This is a genomic window from Streptomyces sp. NPDC002680 (assembly GCF_042889145.1).
GTDB lineage: Bacteria > Actinomycetota > Actinomycetes > Streptomycetales > Streptomycetaceae > Streptomyces > Streptomyces adonidis.
The window spans coordinates 185,754-202,553 of record NZ_JBIAQP010000012.1; the positions used below are offsets into that span (position 1 = coordinate 185,754).

Annotated in this window: 15 protein-coding genes and 1 pseudogene; 5 read left to right on the plus strand and 11 right to left on the minus strand. The window is 70.0% G+C overall.

The features are described 5' to 3' along the window. Positions 1-5: 5 nt before the first annotated feature. Positions 6-833: an ABC transporter ATP-binding protein gene (locus ACFYXF_RS30170; protein ID WP_389354253.1), complete on the minus strand. Its 828-nt coding sequence runs from the start codon at positions 831-833 to the stop codon at positions 6-8. Positions 834-966: 133 nt separating this feature from the next. On the opposite strand from ACFYXF_RS30170, the gene ACFYXF_RS30175 reads away from it, so the two are divergent. Further along, positions 967-1,206, plus strand: a complete 240-nt coding sequence (locus ACFYXF_RS30175) for a toxin-antitoxin system HicB family antitoxin (RefSeq protein WP_389354255.1) — start codon at positions 967-969, stop codon at positions 1,204-1,206. A gap of 49 nt (positions 1,207-1,255) precedes the next feature. Continuing rightward, positions 1,256-1,594, plus strand: coding sequence for a fic family toxin-antitoxin system, toxin component (locus ACFYXF_RS30180; RefSeq protein ID WP_389354561.1), 339 nt, complete (start codon positions 1,256-1,258; stop codon positions 1,592-1,594). On the opposite strand, the gene ACFYXF_RS30185 is transcribed toward ACFYXF_RS30180, so the two are convergent. Further along, positions 1,589-2,305, minus strand: a complete 717-nt coding sequence (locus ACFYXF_RS30185) for a class I SAM-dependent methyltransferase (protein WP_389354257.1) — start codon at positions 2,303-2,305, stop codon at positions 1,589-1,591. The genes ACFYXF_RS30180 and ACFYXF_RS30185 overlap by 6 nt on opposite strands. 87 nt (positions 2,306-2,392) lie before the next feature. Further along, positions 2,393-3,079, minus strand: a complete 687-nt coding sequence (locus ACFYXF_RS30190) for an esterase/lipase family protein (protein ID WP_389354259.1) — start codon at positions 3,077-3,079, stop codon at positions 2,393-2,395. A gap of 118 nt (positions 3,080-3,197) precedes the next feature. Between ACFYXF_RS30190 and ACFYXF_RS30195 the strand changes: the two genes are divergently transcribed. After that, on the plus strand, positions 3,198-5,588 hold the full coding sequence (locus ACFYXF_RS30195; RefSeq protein WP_389354563.1) for a LuxR C-terminal-related transcriptional regulator: 2,391 nt from the start codon (positions 3,198-3,200) through the stop codon (positions 5,586-5,588). A gap of 46 nt (positions 5,589-5,634) precedes the next feature. On the opposite strand, the gene bioD is transcribed toward ACFYXF_RS30195, so the two are convergent. Genes bioD through bioB form a run of 3 tightly spaced genes read right to left on the minus strand, consistent with a single transcriptional unit; the run spans position 5,635 to position 8,805 of the window. Further along, positions 5,635-6,348 carry a dethiobiotin synthase gene (bioD, locus tag ACFYXF_RS30200; protein WP_389354260.1) on the minus strand — a complete coding sequence of 238 codons (714 nt, stop codon included), beginning with the start codon at positions 6,346-6,348 and terminating at the stop codon, positions 5,635-5,637. A gap of 2 nt (positions 6,349-6,350) precedes the next feature. Continuing rightward, positions 6,351-7,631 (minus strand): adenosylmethionine--8-amino-7-oxononanoate transaminase, encoded by a 1,281-nt coding sequence (locus tag ACFYXF_RS30205; protein WP_389354262.1) that lies wholly within the window; start codon positions 7,629-7,631, stop codon positions 6,351-6,353. Continuing rightward, on the minus strand, positions 7,624-8,805 hold the full coding sequence (gene bioB / locus ACFYXF_RS30210) for a biotin synthase BioB (protein ID WP_389354264.1): 1,182 nt from the start codon (positions 8,803-8,805) through the stop codon (positions 7,624-7,626). Before bioB ends, ACFYXF_RS30205 begins: the two co-directional genes overlap by 8 nt. A gap of 477 nt (positions 8,806-9,282) precedes the next feature. Here bioB and ACFYXF_RS30215 point away from each other — a divergent pair. Next, positions 9,283-9,385, plus strand: a pseudogene (locus tag ACFYXF_RS30215) (IS630 family transposase); the annotation flags it as partial. 445 nt (positions 9,386-9,830) lie between these two features. On the opposite strand, the gene ACFYXF_RS30220 reads toward ACFYXF_RS30215, so the two are convergent. Next, positions 9,831-10,562 carry a hypothetical protein gene (locus ACFYXF_RS30220; RefSeq protein ID WP_250966525.1) on the minus strand — a complete coding sequence of 244 codons (732 nt, stop codon included), beginning with the start codon at positions 10,560-10,562 and terminating at the stop codon, positions 9,831-9,833. Positions 10,563-10,779: 217 nt separating this feature from the next. Continuing rightward, complete coding sequence (locus tag ACFYXF_RS30225; protein WP_389354266.1) at positions 10,780-11,688, minus strand: NADP-dependent oxidoreductase; 909 nt, start codon at positions 11,686-11,688, stop codon at positions 10,780-10,782. Positions 11,689-11,858: 170 nt separating this feature from the next. On the opposite strand from ACFYXF_RS30225, the gene ACFYXF_RS30230 reads away from it, so the two are divergent. Then, positions 11,859-13,139 (plus strand): LuxR C-terminal-related transcriptional regulator, encoded by a 1,281-nt coding sequence (locus tag ACFYXF_RS30230; RefSeq protein WP_389354267.1) that lies wholly within the window; start codon positions 11,859-11,861, stop codon positions 13,137-13,139. A 252-nt stretch (positions 13,140-13,391) separates the two neighbouring features. Here the strand turns inward: ACFYXF_RS30230 and ACFYXF_RS30235 are convergent, their stop codons facing one another. The 3 genes from ACFYXF_RS30235 to ACFYXF_RS30245 form a co-directional block, all read right to left on the minus strand. Continuing rightward, entirely contained in the window at positions 13,392-13,955 is a 564-nt protein-coding gene (locus ACFYXF_RS30235; RefSeq protein ID WP_389354269.1) for a MarR family winged helix-turn-helix transcriptional regulator, read from the minus strand. A 931-nt stretch (positions 13,956-14,886) separates the two neighbouring features. Continuing rightward, positions 14,887-15,570, minus strand: a complete 684-nt coding sequence (locus tag ACFYXF_RS30240) for a response regulator (protein ID WP_389354271.1) — start codon at positions 15,568-15,570, stop codon at positions 14,887-14,889. A gap of 244 nt (positions 15,571-15,814) precedes the next feature. Further along, positions 15,815-16,774 (minus strand): amidohydrolase family protein, encoded by a 960-nt coding sequence (locus ACFYXF_RS30245; RefSeq protein WP_389354273.1) that lies wholly within the window; start codon positions 16,772-16,774, stop codon positions 15,815-15,817. Positions 16,775-16,800 lie beyond the last annotated feature (26 nt).

Below are 16,800 nucleotides of genomic sequence, written 5' to 3' on the forward strand. Positions count from 1 at the left end.
GGGTGTCAGTCCTCGTCGGTGGGCTTGGTGAGGGATGTCTCGGTCGCGGGAGCCTGGGACTGGCCGCCGGAGAACAGGCGCATGCGCTCCAGGACCGCCTCCGCCGTGGGCCGCTCCATCCGGTCGACGATCCGTCCGTCCGCGAGGAAGAGCACCAGGTCGGAGTGGGCGGCGGCGCCCGGATCATGGGTCACCATGACGACCGTCTGGCCGAGATCGTCGACGGCCTCGCGCAGAAAGCCGAGCACCTCCAGACCGGCGCGCGAGTCGAGGTTGCCGGTCGGCTCGTCCGCGAAGATCAGCTCGGGGCGGGAGGCGAGCGCCCGGGCACAGGCCACGCGCTGCTGCTGGCCGCCGGACAGCTGGGCCGGCCGGTGCTTCAGCCGGTCCCGCAGCCCCAGTGTGTCGATCACCTGGTCCAGCCACTTCTGGTCCGGTTTCTGGCCCGCGATGTCCATCGGCAGGGTGATGTTCTCGACGGCGTTCAGCGTCGGGATCAGATTGAACGACTGGAACATGAACCCGATCCGGTCCCGCCTGAGCCGGGTCAGATCGCGCTCCTTCAGCCCCGTGATCTCCGTGTCGCCGAGCCAGACCTGCCCCGCCGAGACGGTGTCGAGCCCCGCCAGACAGTGCATCAACGTGGATTTGCCCGAGCCGGACGGTCCCATGACGGCGGTGAAGCGCCCGCGCGCGATGTCCACGTCGACCGAGTCGAGCGCGAGCACGGTCGTCTCGCCCGAGCCGTACGCCTTGGTCAGGGCGCGGGCCCGGGCCGCGGTCCCGTCCGCCTCCGCGTGCTCGGGGGCGTGCTGCGCAGCAGGTGTGGACAAGGCTGCCTCCTTAGGTGGCTCTCCCGTGTTCCTTGTCCCCGCCGAGCGTAGTGTGACGAGGCGCACACTCGGTATCCCTTTTCACTCTTGGGTGGCCTTGCCGGTGCTAGCACTCTCGCGCTAGCTTCGAGGTATGGCGAAGACTCAGCTGAACGTCCGGGTCGAAGAGGGCACCGCCCGGGCGGCGCGCGAACAGGCCCTGGCCCGCGGGATGAGTGTCAACCGCTACATCGAAGAGCTGGTCAAACAGGACACCGGCGAGGCGGGCCACACCTTCGTGGAGGCCGCCGCCGACTTCATGAAGCAGTACGAGAACGTCTTCGCCGAGGAATTCGGCGCGGACCGTGAGGGCAAGCGCGAAGGTCGTCACTGACCCCTTGGAAAACTTCGGCAACCTCAGGATCGACCTCGCCTGGCTCCTCATGATCGCGGAACGGAAGACGCCCGGAGACCCCCAGGTCTCCGACTGGGGCGCTCTGGTCGCCGCCGTCGCCCGCCACGAGGCCCAGATATTCGACATCCCCGTCTACGACAACCCGCACGCCCGGGCCGCCGCCCTCCTCCAACTCCTGCTGCACGTGCCCGCGTTGGAGCGCTCCAACGCGCTGTTCGCCTCCGCGGTCGCCTACGCCTACCTCATCGCCAGCGGGGTCAAGGTCGTCACCTCGCCCGAGCAGGTGCGCGACCTGGCCCGCCTGGTGAAGAGCGGCAACGCCTCGGTGCACGACATCGCGCGCGAACTGCGCCAGTGGAGCCTATGAAGCCCTTGTCCCCGGCTTCGTCTCCGGCTGTACGGGACGCCACGCGCTGCCCAGCACGCAGTACGAGGCGGGCAGCCGGGGCCCCTTGTCGGGCACCAACAGCCGCCGGTACGGGCCGAGTTCGAACCCGGCGTCCCGCAGCGCGGCCACCGGGTCCCGGGACACATGACAGCCGCCGGCGAGCGTGGGCCAGATCGTGCGGTCGAGGGCGCGCTGGGTGAACCGCATCACGGCTCCGCCGCCGACGCCGTGCTCGAAGAACCGCACCTCGCCACCGGGCCGCAGCACCCGTCGTACCTCACCGAGCGCCCGTGGCACGTCCCGGACACCGCACAGCACCAGCGAGAGCACCACGGCGTCGAAGGCCTCGCCCTTCACCGGCAGCGCCTCCGCGACACCCGGTACGACATCCACGGGCACCTCGGAGCGCAGGGCGGCCTCCACGGCCAACTTCCGGAGCAGGCGCTCGGGTTCGATCGCGACGACCTCCGAGACGGTGCCCGGATAGTGCGCGAAGTTCAGCCCGTTTCCGGCGCCGATCTCGATCACCCGCCCGGACAGCCCGGCGAGCAGCCGTTCCCGTACGCCGCCCAGACCCATACGGGTCTCGGCGGTCACGCTGAACCGGGCGTAGTAACGGGCGAACAGCGGATGGTGCACGGGATCCCGTGGCACCTGGCCGGAGCCGGAGATGGTGGACCGTAGCGGCATGGGGACCTCCCGGGGAGGACTGGCCTTACCGCGATTGTCCCCCTAACGGGACCCGCGCACCCCTGCTGTCGCCGTGGACCGGCGGGATCAGGCGATGAAGTCGCGCACCTGCCCGTAGACGCCGTAGTCGTTGTTCATCTCGTCGTGCGAGATACAGCCGACCTCGACGTTCGTGGCGCCGCTCAGGATCGCGGTGGTGTCCGGGGTGAGGGCCTCGTCGCAGTTCGACCAGTAGCTGGCGTACGACACGCTGCCCGGCGTCTCGTCGCCCGAGTTCAGCGCGGTCAGGAATGAACTTCCCGTGTACATCTCGGCACACGAGGTGTACAGCCAGGAACACCAACTGGCCACCGTCGTCCCGTGGTTGGTGCCCGCGGTGGAGACGAAGTCGTCGACGTAGGACGTTCCGCCGAGGTTCTTGAGGTAGTAGCGGGCGCTCAGCGCGCCCATCGAGTGGACGACGAGGTCGACCTTCGAGGCGCCGGTCGCGGCCAGAACTCTCTGTACCTCGGTGGCCAGTTGCTGGGCCGTCGTGACGTTCGACTGGGACCACGAGTACGACCAGGCGTCCAGCTCGGAGGCCGTGTAGCCGTCGGCCTTGAAGTCGGCGACCCAGTCGTTCCAGCTGCTCGACGAGCTGCTGATGCCGTGCACGAAAACGACCGGATTGTGGGTTGCGGCCTGGGCGGGCGTCGCGGTGAGCGAGAGGGACAGAAGCATCGAGGACACGAGAGCCGAGACGGCTGCCGTGATGCGTCGCGTGCGGCGCTGCATGGTGCCTCCAGATTCGGGCGGGGTTGGCTGGAGTGTCGGGCCGGGTCTACGCGCGCCGCATCGGTGAAATCGCCGGTCTTTACGCACCTTGTAACTCGCCAGTAACGTGAGTTGTGTGGTGACCTCGGTGAATCCCCCGCCTCTGCCGCACACTTCGCCACCGCAGCTCACGGACGCGTGGCAGCAGCTCGGCCCCCCGCTCCCCGAAGGCGTCCGCGTGCGCGTCCTGTGTGCCGCGTACGGCGATCCGCGCGCCGCCGCCGAACTCGTACCGCTGCTCACCGAACGGCAGGCGGCCGGCCTCGACCCGCTCCCGGCGGAACCCGCCGCACTCGCCCCCGAACTCCTGCGGGCGCACCGCCGGGAGATCCGCGCCCTGCCCGACGACACCCGGCTGCTGCTCCTGCTCGCGGCGGCCGACCAGCACCCGGTGCAGACCCACGGCTTCCTGCGCGCGGTCGCCGCGGGCAGCCTCGACACCCGCGCCCTCGAAGCCGCCGAGACGGCTGGTATCGCGCACGCGGGGGTGAGCGGTGTCGTCTTCCGCGACGCGTGGACCCGCATCGCGGCGTACGAGTCCGGGTCCTCGGCCGACCGGCGGGACGCGCACCGGCTGCTGGCCCGCGTCCTGCACGGCGCCGGTGAGACGCCCCGGCGGTCCTGGCACCGGGGCGCCGGCGCCCTCGGCCCCAGCGGGCGCCTCGCCGCCGAACTGGGCGCCGCCGCGAACGAGGCACGTGAGCTGGGCGACCACGCCCTGGCCGGCGCCCTCGGCGAACGCGCCGCCGCGCTCTCGCCCGACCCGCGAGAACGCTCCCGGCTGCTCTCCCGAGCCGCCGCCGACGCCTGGCACCGGGGCGCCGGCGACCGGGCCCGCGGTCTGGTGGCCGCCTCGGACGAGAGCGCCCTGAACGGCATGCTCGCCCTGCGCTCAGGCAACGCGACGGAGGCTTTCGACGGGCTGCTGACGGCTGCGGTCCGGCATGCGCGGGCCGCGCTGGAGCAGGGGAGCGGGAACGGGAACGTGCTGAATCGTTCCGCCGAGGAGTGCGGGGATCGCTGGGAGCGCGGGGAGTATGGGGATCGCGGTGATCACGGGCCTCGCGGTGGCCTGCAGGAACGATTCGGGGCATCGGACGGCCCCTTCTCGTACCCGTACGCGCCCCAGGACTCACAGTCCTCGCACAGCGTTCCGAACCCCGACCTCGACATCGCCGTGCACCTGCTGGCACGTGCCACCGAGGCCGCCGTCTACACCGGCGACCTCCGCCGCTGCCGCGAAGCCGCCACCGTGGCCGCACGGCTCGGCATCGTCCCGCCCGGCACCCTCGCGGGACTCGCCGCCGCCGTCGAAGGGCGGTACGAGGACGCCCGTAACCTCCTCAAGGCCGCCGCCGGGCGGTGCGGTCCCGGTGGTGACCCCACCCTGCTCATCCACTCCGGCATCGCCTCGCTGCTCCTCGGCGACCACTCCGGCGCCGAACGCGCCACCGTACGGGCCGCCGCCTCCGCCCGCGCCCGGGGCGAGACGGTCACCGTCCCGCAGGCCATGGAGTTCCGGGCCTACGCCGACTTCTGGACCGGACGCCCACGCGCCGCCGAGGCGGCAGCGGCCGACGCCCTCTGGCAGGCGTACGCCACCGGCCAGGACAACGGGGCCTGCCATCTCCAGGCCGCGCTCGCCATGTTCGCGGCGGTGACCGGCGACGGTGAGGTGTGCCGGGAACGCGCCGAGGCGGCGCGGACTCATGCCCGGGCCCATGGTCTGGGGCTGCCCGCTGCCCTTGCTCTGTGGGCGCTCGCCTTCCTGGACCTGTCCACCGGGCGCTTCGAGAGTGCCGCCGCCCGGCTGCGCGCCCTTGCCGGATTCGGCCCCGGGCACGGCCATCGGGCCATCCGGCACCTGGCCACTCCGCACTATGTCGAGGCCGCTGTCCGTACCGGTGACACGCGTGTCGCGCGGGCCGCTCATGCCGACTACGACCGGTGGGCTGTCGCTGTGCGCAGCGCGGACGACCTGGCGCTGAGCGCCAGGTGTCGGGCGTTGCTGGCGCCGGGGGCGGAGGCGGTTGATCACTATCGGACGGCTCTTGATCTGCATGCTCATGGGACGCGTGACTTCGAACGGGCCCGTACTGAGCTGTTGTTCGGGAGTGCGTTGCGTCGGTTGCGGCAGCGGACCGAGGCGCGGGATCGGCTGCACAGTGCGTTGGAGGCGTTCGAGACGTTCGGGGCGCCGCACTGTGCGACGCAGGCGCGGGGGGAGTTGCGGGCGTTGGGGGCGCCGGTGACTGTTGTGGCGGGGGCGGTGGATTTTGCCGCGCGGCTTACTGCGCAGCAACTGATGGTTGCGCGGATGGCTGCCGAGGGCGCGACCAACCGGGAGATTGCCGTCCGTCTTGCCTTGAGTCCGCGCACGATTGATCACCATCTGAGGGGTGTGTTCTCGCGGTTGGGGATTCGCTCTCGGATTGAACTGGTGCGGTTGCTTGGGGAGGAGGGGTTGTGAGTTGGCTTTCCGCCGGTGGGGGCTGGTCGCGCAGTTCCCCGCGCCCCTAAAGGACCCGTGCCCGGAATTCTGACGCGTCCCATGTTCCGCCCAGGGTTGGAGCCAGCCAACTCGCGGCCATTGTGCGGAAGTTGGCCGGGGGGAGCGTGCCGATCCCCGCCGGTAGCGCCCCCAGCAGGGGCGCACCGGCTACCAGCGGCAGGTCTGCCAAGTTGCAACGGGAGGCCAGGTCGGGGGAGTTGGGCCAGTTGCCGATTACGCAGCCTGTGAAGTCCAGGTTTCTGCGGGAGAGTTCACGGGCCGTCAGTTCTGTTGTGTTGAGGGTGCCCAGGCCCGCCGACGTGACGACCAGCACTGGTGCGTCCAGGAGTTGGGCCGCGTCCGCCAACGTGCCGCCCTCCTCGTCGAAGCGTACGAGGAGGCCGCCCGCGCCCTCCACCAGGACCAGGTCGTACTCGGCGGCCAGTTTCGCGGCGGCCTCCGCCACTTCCGCCGGGCGTACCGGGGGGAGTGAGGCTCGGCGTGCTGCCGTTGCCGGGGCCAACGGGTCGGGGTAGCGGGCGAGTTCGAGGGTTCGTACCGTGCCTGCCAGGCGCGCCACCTCGTCGGCGTCGCCTCGTTCGTCCGGGCCCAGGCCCGTCTGGGCCGGCTTGAGTACCGCCACTGTCCGGCCCGCCGCGAGGGCTGTCGCGGCTACGGCGGCCGTCGTGATGGTCTTGCCGACCTCCGTGCCCGTCCCCGTGATCACCAGGATCGGCATGTTCATCCCTCCTGTGCCGCCGCGCACACCGCGCGCGTGATGCGGGTCAGGTCCTCGTCGCCCGTGACGTACGGCGGCATCGTGTAGACGAGGTCGCGGAACGGGCGCAGCCATACGCCCTCGCGCACCGCCGCCGCCGTGGCCGCCGCCATGTCCACCTCGTGGTCGAGCTGGACCACGCCGATCGCGCCCAGGACGCGTACGTCCCGGACTCCGGGGAGTTGCGCCGCCTCCGCCAGACCGTCCCGCAGGCCGGCCTCGATCCGTTTGACCTCCGCCCGCCAGTCCTGGTCGAGCAGCAGGCCGATCGAGGCGCAGGCCACGGCCGCGGCCAGGGGGTTGGCCATGAAGGTCGGGCCGTGGGCGAGTACCGGGACCTCGCCGCGCGAGATGCCCTCGGCCACCCGGGGCGTGCACAGCGTCGCCGCCATCGTCAGGTAACCGCCGGTCAGCGCCTTGCCCACGCACATCACGTCCGGGGTCACCGCCGCGTGCTCCGCCGCGAACAGTGCGCCCGTGCGTCCGAACCCGGTCGCGATCTCGTCGAACACGAGCAGAACGTCGTGCGCGTCGCACGCCTCCCGCAGCACCCGCAGATACGTGGGGGAGTGGAAGCGCATCCCGCCCGCGCCCTGCACCACCGGTTCGACGATCACGGCGGCCAGTTCGTCCGCGTGCCGTTCGATCGTCGAGCGGAGGTGGTCGGCGTACGACTCGTCGAAGTCCGTCGGTGGGGCGTCCGCGAAGACCTGGCGGGGCAGGACGCCCTGCCACAGCTCGTGCATGCCGCCCTCGGGGTCGCACACGGACATCGGCTGCCAGGTGTCGCCGTGGTAGCCGCCGCGCCAGGTCAGCAGGCGCTGCTTGGCGGGGCGGCCGACCGAACGCCAGTACTGCAGGCACATCTTGACCGCGACCTCGACCGACACCGATCCCGAGTCGGCGAGGAAGACGTGCTCCAGGCCCTCCGGTGACATGTCGACAAGGAGTTTTGCCAGTCGTACGGCGGGCTCGTGGGTGAGGCCGCCGAACATGACGTGGCTCATCCGGGAGAGCTGCTCGTGCGCCGCCTCGTTGAGCACCGGGTGGTTGTAGCCGTGGATCGCCGACCACCAGGACGACATCCCGTCGACCAGCTCGCCCGACCCGTCCGCCAGCCGCAGCCGAACCCCGCTCGCCGACTCCACGACGAGCGGCTCGACCCGGCCCGGCATCGGCCCGTACGGATGCCAGACGTGCCGCCGGTCCAGGTCGAGCAGCTCGGACAGGGGCAGGTCAGGCATTGGGCGCGAGGTCCGTTCCGGCGCCTCGGCGGCGTACGGTGACCAGGTCCGTACGGGGCTCGCTCACCGTCGGCGTGGCGGGGGCGGCCGTACCGCAGACACCGCCGCCCTCGTGCGAGCCGCAGCCGCCGCCCGCGGATTCGTGGGACCCGCAGCCGCCGCCCACCGTCGCCCGGTGTTCCGGCAGCGTCACCTGATCCGTGCCCTCGATCTCGAAACCGGCGTCGGCGATCATGTCGAGGTCTGCCTGGCCGGCCTGGCCCTCGGTGGTGAGGTAGTCGCCGAGGAAGATCGAGTTGGCCAGGTGCAGCGCGAGCGGCTGCATCGTGCGCAGATGGACCTCACGGCCGCCCGCGATCCGGACCTCCACGTCCGGGCAGACGAACCGGACCATCGCCAGGATGCGCAGACAGCGCTGCGGGGTGAGGTTCCACTCCTTGGCCAGCGGGGTGCCCTCGACCGGGATGAGGAAGTTGACCGGAACCGAGTCGGGGTCCAGGGCGCGGAGCGAGAAGACGACGTCGATCAGGTTCTCGTCGGTCTCGCCCATGCCCGCGATCAGGCCCGAGCAGGCGGACAGCCCGGCCGCGTGTGCCTTCTGGACGGTGTCGACCCGGTCCTCGTAGGTGTGGGTCGTGGTGATCTCGCCGTAGGTGGCCTCGGACGTGTTCAGGTTGTGGTTGTACGCGTCCGCCCCGGCCTCGCGCAGCCGCTCCGCCTGGCCGTCGGAGAGCAGGCCGAGGCACGCGCACACCTCGACGCCCTCGTTCTGGTCCTTGATCGCCTTGATCGTGCCGGCCACCCGGTCCACGTCCCGGTCCGTCGGGCCGCGCCCGGACGCCACCAGGCAGACCCGCTTGGCGCCCCCGGCCAACCCGGCCGCCGCCGCCTTCGAGGCCTCGTCCGGCTTCAGCCAGGTGTATTTGAGAATGCCGGTCGTCGAACCCAGCCGCTGCGAACAGTAGGAACAGTCCTCCGGGCACAGGCCCGACTTCAGGTTGACCAGGTAGTTCAGCTTCACCCGGCGGCCGAACCAGTGCCGGCGCACCTTCCCGGCCGCGGTCACCACATCGAGCAGATCGTCGTCGGAGGTGGCCAGTACGGCCAGCGCCTCTTCGCGGGTCGGCAACTCGCGCCGCAGCCCCTTGTCCACCAGCGTCGTCAGCAGGTCCATGGAAGCCGATCCTGACCTATCCGACGGTCCGAGGGAAAGGAGAGTTCGTACAAGAGAGGTGCTTCGACGTGTGGGGTATGTAACATGACCACCCCAGTACGTAGGGTCAACAGAGAGCATGGAAGGCCAGGTCAGAGGCCCAAAGTCCGCATCTCACCGCCGATTTGGTGAGAGACATGTGTGAGACGCAAGGGCCAGTGGATCAGTATGGAGGGTTCCTACAACACCCCCGAAGGGGCTGTTCCCTCAAGCGCCGTGCGTGACGTGATGCGGGCGGTTCTGGAAACTCTCGACGTCCCTCACGCTGCGTCCGTAGCGTACTGGATGGTTGTCCCCTCCACTCGCTGCCCGCTCCGATCGAGGACCCGGACCGGATCGCCCATCTGGACATACGACGGCGAGCGCGACTCGGCGGCACCCTCCACGAGTATCAACATGCCGCCTGACCAGCATGGATGAGGTATTCGGCAAGCACACCGTCACCCCGGCGTCCTCGCGGCCCAACGACTGCGAACGCGCCCGCATCCGCAGCGAAAGAGGCATCCGCTGGGGCGGCAGACCCCTGTCCACCGCGGCCTGACCACTCAACCCGGTGAACCTTCCCGGTCACAGCACAAGCCGCGGGCCGGAACGTGACGGAGCCCGGGAGCATGTCCAGCTCCCGGGCTCCAGCTTGCCACCCATTTGCGCACACCGGCGGCGTTTAAGAACCGCGGGTCATGTTGAGATCGACGTGTTCTGCCTTTGAACTACAGCGCCACGAGAGAGGCGCCGAGGGGACTTGAACCCCCATCCGTCGATGTTCGCCCACGCTCGGTCGATCCGGTGTTCGGCGGCGAATACTGAGACTGGAGCGAGAATCTGAGTTTCATGGGGCCGCCTCTGCCAGGCTTGGGCCACCCCCGCACGTGGTGCGGGGAGAGGGATTCGAACCCCCAACTGACACCCCTTCATCAGCTTCAACATCAGTTTCAGCTTGCGCTCATCGCGCACCCTCCGCTCGCGACGGAGGGCGTGTGTGGAGGCTACCGGAACAGGTAGCCGAATACCGCGTCGCCGACCCGCTGGTCGGTGACCTCGGTGCTGTTCGCCTCCTCGCGGGCGAACTTGACGGACTGCTGAAGCTTCTCAACGCGGTCGAGGAGCTCGTTGACCCGCCGGGCGGGCAGCGCGCCGGAGAACTTCACCGTGGTCCAGTAACCGACCGGGACGTCCTCGTAGTACACCTCGACCTGCGCCGGGTGCTTCTCCGTGGCCTCGGCCTTCACGTGGTTGCGCGGAACCTTCTTCGTCCGGATGGTCCGCACCGGGTCCGTCTTCCACGAGTCCGTCGAGGGGTCCAGGTTCCACGACTCGGAGGCGTCGAGCACTGGCAACTTGCGCACGAAGGTGTGCAGGTCGGTGAGTTGCTTCTCCAGGAACAACAGGTAGGGGACGGGCACCTGGGGCAACAGCACCGTACCGTCGACCACCACGTCCGCGACCGCGGACCGGTTCGCCCAGTCCTTCGTCGCGGTCACGTCGAAGAGCCGCGTCAGCGTCCCGGCGGTCGCCCGCAGAGCATCCTCGGCCTTGATCTGCACCCGCGTGGACTCGGGCGGCAGCTGCTCGCCCTCCTCGTCCTTGGGCTGGTAGGTCCGGGAGATGCCGGCCAGCAGGGCGGGCTTCTGCACATCCTGGTGAGCCTGGGTGAGCTCCTGGAGGGCCTTGGACTTGACGCCTTTTTCGACTGCGATGATCTGATTCAGCTTCGGCACACGGCGAACCTAACAACCCCGCGCCGCACGCACATCCGATTAAACGCCTGCCTTGTCTTTTCCGCCTGAGAGGGCGGGGCGGCGAGTGTGAGCCCGGACCGGGGCGCGAAGGTCACCAACCGTAAGGAGGCCGCCCGGCCGGCGGCCCGTGCGGTGCATCGCAAGGCGGGCGCCGTGCCGGCCGTCGCGACACGGTGAACCTTCCCGGTCACAGCTCCTAGGGGCGCAGGAGCACCTTGCCGCGCGCACGGCCGGTCTCGCTCAGCTCGTGCGCCTTGGCGGCGTCGGCGAGCGGAAAGCTCCGGTCGACGCGCACGCTCAGGCGTCCGTCGGCGGCGAGGCGTGCGTACTCGGTGAGCTCCGGCCCGAACCGTCGGCTGTCGCCGGAGAACGTGATGCCCAGCTCAAAGGCCCGGGGGTCGGAGATGGTGACGATGCGGTCGGTGGTGCCGCCGCGCAGCTGGACGGAGACATCCAGTGCGCCGATGCCGGCGACGTCGTAGACGGCGTCGATGCCCTGCGGGGCGACGGCGCGGACACGGTCGGCGAGGCCGTCGCCGTACACCACGGGGATCGCGCCGAGAGAGCGCAGGTAGTCGTGGTTGGCCTCGGACGCCGTGCCGATCACGGTGGCACCGCGAGCCACGGCGAGCTGGACGCCGACGGAGCCGACCACACTTGCCGCTCCGTGGATCAGCAGCGTCTCGCCCGGGGCCACCGCGAGCTCGACCAACGCACGGTCGGAGGTCTCGACGGCCACGGGCAGCGCTGCGGCCGTCTCCCAGTCGAGGCCGGCCGGCTTGGGCGCGAAGTCCGAGGCCAGGGCGTACTCGGCGTAGGAGCCGGTCTCGGTCCAGGCCATCACCTCGTCCCCGACCGAGACACCGGTGACGCCCTCACCCAACTCGTCGACGATGCCGGCCGCTTCCATGCCGGGGACGGCGGGGAAGGACACGGGGCCCATCATCTCCTGGACCCAGCCGCGCCGAATCTTGAAGTCGATGGGGTTGACGGCGGCAGCGACAATCCGCACCCGCACCTGCCCGGGGCCGGCGTGCGGCTCTGCCACCTCCGCCAGCTGCAGAACCTCCGGACCGCCGTACTCCCCGTACGAGATCGCCTTCACGCCTGTCACTTCCCGTCGTTCGTATGCATCAGGCCGCCATGGTGGCGGCCGGTCGTGGACAACACCTCCAGCCTCCGGCTGGACGGCTCGTCCGGTGCTGTCCTTTCGGACGGTTTTAACCAGCCGAAAGGACGATCCGATGGGAGGGCCGACTACCTACGCTGGCGGACATGAACCTGATAGGCGCAGTCGAGCTGATCCAGGCGCCGCTGTCCGATACCCTGTCGCGCCTGTCCGCCGTCCTGGCGGAGGCGATTCCGCACCGGGCGATCGCCCAGCTGACCGGCAACTGCGCGTACTCGCCGTTCCTGACCCACGGTGAAGCCCCCGGCCGAGTCGGCTCCGTCGCAACCGCCGCCGACCTGGTCGCGCTGCGGCCGCTGTTGCCGTCGAGGGGAAACTGGCAGGGGCGGGCGACGATGGCGGGCGTCGACGTACCCGTGTTGGCGCTGACCAGCGACATCACTGGGCAGAGTGCGCTGCTGGTCGTCATACGGACCGAGGACACCGCAGTACCGGAGGAGCACCTGACGCCCGCCCAGTTGCTGTGGGACCTGGTGACCGCGCACCGGGACGGCGTGCGGACCGAGACGCTCCCCGGGTCGCTGGCCGCGTCGCGAGCCGCGGCGGCGGCCCGTGCCGCCACCATCGCCGAGCTTCGCGACGCACACGGGGGCGCGCTAACAGCGCTGCTCGGCGTCCTGCGCGACCGCGCCCTGGACGACAAGAACGCCCGCACGCGCGCCGTCGACCTCGCCGTCTCCGCTCTCGACGAACTGCGGTCACGGGCCGAACTCGACCAGTCGCTGGCGGAGGAGCGGGCCGGGGACGCCTTCGAGCGGCTCGCCGTGTCGCTGCGCCGGATCCTGCGCGCTCGCAGCGTACAGCTGGAGTTGGGTCCGCCCGGCGCGGAGGAGGGCGCGGACCGGCTGCTGCCCGCCGATGTCACCGATACGGCGCTTGCCGTGGTCCGGGCCACCGTGCACGCGTCACTGGACGACCAGGGTCACGGTCCGGACGGTGACGGAGAGCACCGAGTCCACGTCGGCTGGAAGGTCGGTACGGACGAACTGCGGGCCACCGTACGGGACAACGGACCCGGGACCCTGTCCCGCAGTGCCCTCGACGCCCGGCGTGTCACCGAGCGTCTGGCACCGCTCGGCGGGCGGGTCGAATTGGACACGGTGCCAGGATGGGGCACGACGGTGACCCTCGAGATCCCTCTCACATCGCCCAACACACCCCGCCAGCACCCCCTGACCGCACTGGGCGAACGCGAGCTGGCGGTGCTGGGGCAGCTGGCCCGCGGTCGGCGCAACCGGGACATCGCGCAAGATCTGCACATCAGCGAGTCGACGGTGAAGTTCCATGTGGCGAAGATCCTCGGCAAACTGGGAGTCAGCTCTCGCGGGGAGGCAGCCGCGCTCGTCCATGAATGGGGTACCGCATAGCCTGTGGCGTGGGTAGTGGGTGTCCCGTCGCAGCCGCGACCACGACTCCGGCTGTCCAGGTGCCGCGTATGGCGCATGGGACAGAGGTCCCGGCTCAACGCCACTTTGCCCGCTACCGCCCCGCCATCCCAAGCATTCCGCGTCTCGTGGCCAGGCTGTCGCCGGATTCCTCTGTCATGGCTTTGCTCCTGCGTCTCAGGGGGAGGCACTGTGATGTCTCGTGCCTGGTCCGAGACGTCACGGCCTTGAGGCTCAGTGAAGCTCGGCGCTGCCCGTTGCCTGGATGATGCGCTGCGCGATCTGGGTCATCTGACGTACCTGCGTGGGGGAGAGGCTGTCGAAGATGAGGCGGCGGACCGCGGTGACGTGACCGGGGGCGCTGGTTTCGAGTTTCGTCATCCCTGTGTCGGTCAGGCAGGCCAGGGTGTAGCGGCCGTCGGTGGGGTCGGGGCGGCGGGTGAGCCAGCCGCGCTGCTCCATGCGGGCCGCGACCTGGGACAGGCGCGGCAGCTGACCTGCGGTGAAGTCGGCCAGCTCGCTCATGCGCAGGGTGCGCTCGGGGGCCCGGGACAGGCCCACGAGGACCTGGTACTCGAAGTGTGTGAGCCCGGCGTCGCGCTGGAGCTGCCGGTCCATTGCCGCGGGCAGCTTGGTGACCATGCCGGCCAGGGCCATCCAGGCGTGGAGCTCCTCCTCGTTCAGCCACTGGATCGGTTCCGCTGCCGCGCTGCCCCGTGCCGGCTCGGCTTGCCCGCCGGGGCTGTTTTCACCGGCGGGTGTGCTTGGGGTCCGATTGGCGGCGCGGTTCTTGGCCATGAACAGATTCTATGCGCGAGGGACGGACGGCCTTCCTCGCGAAGCCGCCGGCCAGGCAGGCGAAGCGAGGACGGCCAAGACATACGTGGTGCCGGCGATGATCAGGGGTGAGCTTCCCTCTGCTTCCCCTCCGGTGGCGCTGCGACGGGGGCTCGTGCCGGTATGCCCCCGCAGGCCGCACGCCGACGGTCCTGGACTGCGGCCAGATCGAGAGCAGCACGTCTTCCGCACCGCTTCGGCCTGCCCTTTTGGCTCTCGGGCGCTCCACGTTCATGTGCGCCGAGGACCCCGAGCAGCAACTCGTCGTGTGGACCGCGGAGCCCGGCAGCCAGAGCTATGTGGCCCTGTGTTCCCTGGCATCCACGATCGAGTCGGCGCCGGAAGGACTTCAGGTTCGTGCGTGACTCCGTGCGCAAGACGGCAGGGTTGCTGGGGGGAGGCCAAGGCTGTTGTGCGGCTTGCAACCGGGCCCGTCAGGCCGCCGGCCGGCGACGTCGAGGGCGTGGTCGCACTGCGGGCCAATGTGCTGCGGTTCACCGCGCGGTCTCCGGAATCGGCGCTTGGTGTCTGCCGTCGCGAGCGATTGCCACGTGGTGTCCTGCGCTGGTGGCTCGACCGGGACGATCGCCGCGATGTGCGTGTCGGCCAGTGGCACAGGCGTTCAGCAGTAGTCGCTGCCGAACAGAGATGCTGAACTGCTCCCTGTGCACGGTGCACTTGGATTCAGCGTCTTCAGGCGGGCGGTGGCGGACCGCGGCCTGCTGATGCCGAGCACGGTCAGACAGCGCACGACCTGCGCTGTCTCGTGTCTGGGTATGGCGGACCGCGAAGGTTTCTCGGGGTCCGCGCCGGCCGGATGGAGGCCGAGAAACTGCGAGCATCCGAGAAACTGCGAGCATCCGTGCGCGGACGCGCGGGACGGCGCAGGGATTCATCGTGCGGGGGCGGTCATACCCCGGGGGTGGACATAGCCGGTCTGGTAGGCGATCGCGACAAGTTGGGCGCGGCCTCGGACGCCGAGCTTGGCCATGATGCGGTTCACGTGTGTCTTGGCGGTCGAGGGCGCGACGTGGAGCTGTTCGGCGATCAGGCCGTTGGAGAGGCCTGCGGCCACGAGGGCGAACACTTCGCGCTCGCGTTCGGTGAGGCGCGTCAGCTCCGGCGCTGTAGTGCTCGTCAGGTCGGGAGTGGCAAGGTAGTGGGCTATGAGCGCCTTGGTCGCACTGGGCGACAGCAGTGCCTCGCCGTCGGCGACCAGCCGGATGGCGCGTAGGAGGTCGGAGAGCGCGACTCCCATTCCGAGGATCCCGCTGGCCCCGGCACGCAGTGCCTGAAAGACGTACTCGTCGGCTTCGAGGGTTGTCAGCATCAGTACCCGTACACCCGCGAGGCTTTCGTCCGCCGAGATGGCACGCGTAGCGGCGAGGCCGTCCATACCGGGCATCATGATGTCCATCAGTACGACGTCGGCACGGGTGCTGCGGGCGAGCCTGACCGCCTCGTCGCCTGTCGCCGCCTCTCCGACGACTTCCAGGTCCGGTTCGGACTCGATGAGCAAGCGGAAGCTGGTGCGGATCAGCGCCTGGTCATCGGCGAGCAGAACGCGGATGGTCATCCCTGCCTCCCACGACCGGCATCGGGGGCAACGTGCCGGCACCACTCATGAGGACGGCGACGGCGGCACCGAGCAGGCGCGGGCAGGCGCCGGCCACCCGCCGCGGTGATGCCGGTCTGATCACGGCTTCACCGTTCCTTCGTGCGGATCCCCGGGCCCGGGCGACTGTCGGCGTCCGTCCTTACCGTTGAGGCTGGTCCAGCGGGTTGTCGGCGTGCCGGATCCATTGGGCGGCGGCTTGCGTTCACTGTGTTCTCCCCGGAAACAGGCGCTGGGCGTTGGCCGTCGTCAGGGAACGCCATGTGGTCCCGTCCACCGGCGACTCGGCCGCGTCGATCGCCGCGATATGGGCGTCGGCCAGCGGGGCAGGTGTCCAGCAGTAGTCGCTGCCGAACAGCACACGGTCCGGATCGACCAGTTGGAGCAGCGCCGGGACCTGGCGTGGGAATGCAGTGCCCGCCATGTCGTAGTACAGGGCGCGCAGTTGCTGTACAGCGTCGGGGCTGGGCGGCTGCTGCGCGGGCAGGAACAGGCTCATGAACTCGTTGACGCGGTCGGCCAGGACGGGAATCGCGCCGCCGCAGTGCGGGACGATCACCCGCATGTTCGGGTGACGTGTCAGGACGCCCGCCATCACCAGGTCAGTGACGGTGCGGGCCGTGTCGAAGATGTACTCGACCATCGGACGCGGTCTGCCGAGAGCGGACTGTTCCCAGCAAACGGGCGAGGTGGGGTGCAGGAAGACCACGGCGCGGCGGCGGTCGAGTTCCGCGAAGACCGGGTCCAGGCGCTGATCGCCAAGGTAGACGCCGTGCGTGTGTGTCATCAACGCCACGCCGTCGGCGCCGAGTTCGTCGAAGGCGTATGCGATCTCCTCCAGCGCGCCGTCCACGTCCGGGAGGGCGAGCGAGGCGAAGTTGCCGAAGCGGCCCGGGTGGCTTCGGGTCAGTTCGGCGGTGTACTCGTTGACGCGCCGGGCCAGGAGGCGGGCCGCCTTGTCGTCGCCGAAGTGCACGCCGGGAGAGGACATGGACAGCATCGCGGACTCGATGCCGTGGTGGTCCATCAGGTCGAGGTGGGCCTGCACGGACCATGACGGCCAGCCGCCCATGCCGTCGGGGTGGGCGTGGCCGGCCGCTGTGGCCTGTTGGACGTAGAAGTCGGGAAGGAGGTGGGCATGAACGTCGATGAGGCCGTGCGGCATGGCAGCGGGATCCTTCTCGTCGGCTT

What these genes read in the sequence shown, in the direction of transcription:
- ACFYXF_RS30235 (WP_389354269.1), bottom strand. Translation starts at nt 13,955, where the DNA reads ATGGCCAAGAACCGCGCCGCCAATCGGACCCCAAGCACACCCGCCGGT.
- ACFYXF_RS30190 (WP_389354259.1), bottom strand. Translation starts at nt 3,079, where the DNA reads ATGCAGCGCCGCACGCGACGCATCACGGCAGCCGTCTCGGCTCTCGTG.
- bioD (WP_389354260.1), bottom strand. Translation starts at nt 6,348, where the DNA reads ATGCCGATCCTGGTGATCACGGGGACGGGCACGGAGGTCGGCAAGACC.
- ACFYXF_RS30205 (WP_389354262.1), bottom strand. Translation starts at nt 7,631, where the DNA reads ATGCCTGACCTGCCCCTGTCCGAGCTGCTCGACCTGGACCGGCGGCAC.
- ACFYXF_RS30175 (WP_389354255.1), top strand. Translation starts at nt 967, where the DNA reads ATGGCGAAGACTCAGCTGAACGTCCGGGTCGAAGAGGGCACCGCCCGG.
- ACFYXF_RS30230 (WP_389354267.1), top strand. Translation starts at nt 11,859, where the DNA reads ATGAACCTGATAGGCGCAGTCGAGCTGATCCAGGCGCCGCTGTCCGAT.
- ACFYXF_RS30245 (WP_389354273.1), bottom strand. Translation starts at nt 16,774, where the DNA reads ATGCCGCACGGCCTCATCGACGTTCATGCCCACCTCCTTCCCGACTTC.
- bioB (WP_389354264.1), bottom strand. Translation starts at nt 8,805, where the DNA reads ATGGACCTGCTGACGACGCTGGTGGACAAGGGGCTGCGGCGCGAGTTG.
- ACFYXF_RS30240 (WP_389354271.1), bottom strand. Translation starts at nt 15,570, where the DNA reads ATGACCATCCGCGTTCTGCTCGCCGATGACCAGGCGCTGATCCGCACC.
- ACFYXF_RS30185 (WP_389354257.1), bottom strand. Translation starts at nt 2,305, where the DNA reads ATGCCGCTACGGTCCACCATCTCCGGCTCCGGCCAGGTGCCACGGGAT.
- ACFYXF_RS30180 (WP_389354561.1), top strand. Translation starts at nt 1,256, where the DNA reads ATGATCGCGGAACGGAAGACGCCCGGAGACCCCCAGGTCTCCGACTGG.